This is a genomic window from Bacillus cereus group sp. N21, from assembly GCF_016483395.1.
In the GTDB taxonomy this organism is placed as follows: domain Bacteria; phylum Bacillota; class Bacilli; order Bacillales; family Bacillaceae_G; genus Bacillus_A; species Bacillus_A pseudomycoides.
The window spans coordinates 1-248 of sequence record NZ_JAEHBX010000398.1 but is presented as its reverse complement, the minus strand read 5'-3'; the positions used below and the strand labels follow the sequence as shown (position 1 = coordinate 248).

Sequence of the window (248 nt, the reverse complement as noted above, 5' to 3'; positions counted from 1 at the left end):
GAATAAGATACCATATATGCCCGATTTTTCGCCCATATATTTCATTAACGTTTCTTTCTTCACCCATTGATCAAGTAATCCTACAAATAGTAGGACAGGAGGAAGGAGAAACAGCATATCTAAAATGCTATTCCCTGTTAGTTGTAATGCCGCCTTGCCTAAAGATTGATTTATAAAAGTTAATATAAAGAGCCCCAGTAGTAAAACGAAAAAGAAGCGATATCTTTTTAGTTCGTTCATACCATCAC

Annotated in this window: 1 pseudogene; it reads right to left on the bottom strand. The window is 35.1% G+C overall.

The features are described 5' to 3' along the window. Positions 1 to 240 (bottom strand): annotated as a pseudogene (locus JDS96_RS31370) (permease); the annotation flags it as partial. Positions 241 to 248 lie beyond the last annotated feature (8 nt).